The following is a 1,574-nucleotide window of genomic DNA, read 5'->3' on the forward strand; positions in this document are numbered from 1 at the left end:
ATCGTCACCCATGTCCAGACGGCGCAGGAACTGGCCGCCATCTGCGACCCCGCCTGGGGCGGCGTGCCGCGCCTCGAAGCCATCGCCTATTGCCAGGGCTTCCTCACCAGCTTCGGGCAGTACCACGCGCTGCTCTATCCCCAGAACGGTCCCGCCCGGCCCCTGTTCTGCGTGCCGGTCCCTGGCCCGACGGTGGCGCAGTCCGGCATCGCCTTCGCCGCCTGGGCGCGTGAGAACCCGCGGTTCGGGAACGAGCCGGCGCTCGATGGCCTCCTGCGTTGGGCGCAGGCGACCTTCCCCTGCCCGCCGGGCCCTGCGGCACGGGCCCCCACCCCGCGCAGCCCGCGCTGAGACATAGGAGACGATCATGCGCTCAATGCGTCTCGCTCTCCTGCTCCTGGCCGGTCTCGGGCTGTCGGCCTGCGCCGAGATGACGCCGACCCAGCAGAGCACGGGCATCGGTGCGCTTGGCGGCGCCGCCATCGGCGGCATCGCCGGTTCCTTCAGCGGCAATACCGGCATGGGCGCCCTGATTGGTGCCGGCGTCGGCGGACTGGGCGGCTACCTCTACGGCCAGTCGCAGCAGTCGCGGCAGCCCTACTACTCCAACGGATATCGCGACAACCGCAGCTACTGACGCGACCCGGCGCGCTGCGCGCCGGAAACCACGTCCGGCGGCCGGGCATGCGTACAACAACGGGAGGATACCCCATGTCACTCGGAATGGTCCTGCTGGTCATCCTCGTCATCGCCCTGCTCGGCGGATTCACCGGCATCGTTGGCGGCTACGGGTACGGCTATGGCCACGGCGGCGTCGGCATCGTCGGCGCCGTCCTGATCATCGTGCTTGTCCTTGTGCTGATGGGGCGGCTTTGACGCCAGGCACCGACCGGTCCGCCGAGGCTTCGCCGATACCGCGAGGAGCATGCGGCGGACCGCGTCGCGGAGATGCGTACGGGCTTCCTCGACAGCAGCGGCGCGCGCAGCGCGGTCGCGCGCCCATGCCTGCGCGCGCGACAGCGCCGCCGCCGCGATGGCGGCGCGCCTTGACCCATCAACGGATTGCCGGGACGCCGCATGGCGTTCCGGCCCGCGAACCTGAAGGCGGCAAACCACGATGAATCGCAACATGCTCCTCATCGCCATCGGCGTGATCGGGATCGGCGCCGGGGCTCTGGGCTACTGGTTCTACCAGGACAGGCAACGGTCCGGCGTCGACATCACCATCGGGGGCCATGGCGTCTCGATCCGGGAGAGGTAGGATCCCTTCGGCACCCGCCACCGCGGCGCAGGGCACACCCTTGCGGCGGCCGCGGATGGGCGCCCCGCGCTGACCTCGACCATCCTTCCCGCGCACCGGCCCCGGCCGGCCCCGGGACCCGGAGGGAGTGATACCGCATGAGCCGACTGCACGTGCACCCGGAACGCCACCTTGTCGCGCGCATCGGGTGGTTGCGGGCGGCCGTTCTCGGCGCCAATGACGGCATCGTCTCCACGGCGAGCCTGATCGTGGGCGTCGCGGCCGCGGCCGCCACGCAGAACGACGTCCTGCTCGCCGGCGTCGCGGGCCTGGT

General features: G+C 71.2%; 5 protein-coding genes. All 5 read left to right on the forward strand.

Features of this window, described 5'->3' with window-relative positions; all coding sequences use genetic code 11:
- Positions 1-351, forward strand: a 351-nt coding sequence (locus tag GWK15_RS25500) for a Rap1a/Tai family immunity protein (RefSeq protein WP_168044417.1), incomplete at its 5' end; no start/stop codon positions are given.
- Between the two features lie 25 nt (positions 352-376).
- Positions 377-637 carry a glycine zipper domain-containing protein gene (locus tag GWK15_RS25505; RefSeq protein ID WP_245211909.1) on the forward strand — a complete coding sequence of 87 codons (261 nt, stop codon included), beginning with the start codon at positions 377-379 and terminating at the stop codon, positions 635-637.
- A gap of 74 nt (positions 638-711) precedes the next feature.
- Positions 712-876 carry a DUF3309 family protein gene (locus tag GWK15_RS25510; RefSeq protein WP_168044420.1) on the forward strand — a complete coding sequence of 55 codons (165 nt, stop codon included), beginning with the start codon at positions 712-714 and terminating at the stop codon, positions 874-876.
- 253 nt (positions 877-1,129) lie between these two features.
- On the forward strand, positions 1,130-1,261 hold the full coding sequence (locus GWK15_RS26470) for a hypothetical protein (protein ID WP_272870101.1): 132 nt from the start codon (positions 1,130-1,132) through the stop codon (positions 1,259-1,261).
- Positions 1,262-1,398: 137 nt separating this feature from the next.
- Positions 1,399-1,574, forward strand: a 176-nt coding sequence (locus tag GWK15_RS25515) for a VIT1/CCC1 transporter family protein (protein ID WP_209442425.1), incomplete at its 3' end; no start/stop codon positions are given.

Source organism: Neoroseomonas oryzicola, from assembly GCF_012163135.1.
GTDB classification, from domain to species: domain Bacteria; phylum Pseudomonadota; class Alphaproteobacteria; order Acetobacterales; family Acetobacteraceae; genus Neoroseomonas; species Neoroseomonas oryzicola.

Coding starts and splice junctions, on each gene's coding strand:
- GWK15_RS25505 (WP_245211909.1), top strand. CDS start 377: ATGCGTCTCGCTCTCCTGCTCCTGGCCGGTCTCGGGCTGTCGGCCTGC.
- GWK15_RS25510 (WP_168044420.1), top strand. CDS start 712: ATGTCACTCGGAATGGTCCTGCTGGTCATCCTCGTCATCGCCCTGCTC.
- GWK15_RS26470 (WP_272870101.1), top strand. CDS start 1,130: ATGCTCCTCATCGCCATCGGCGTGATCGGGATCGGCGCCGGGGCTCTG.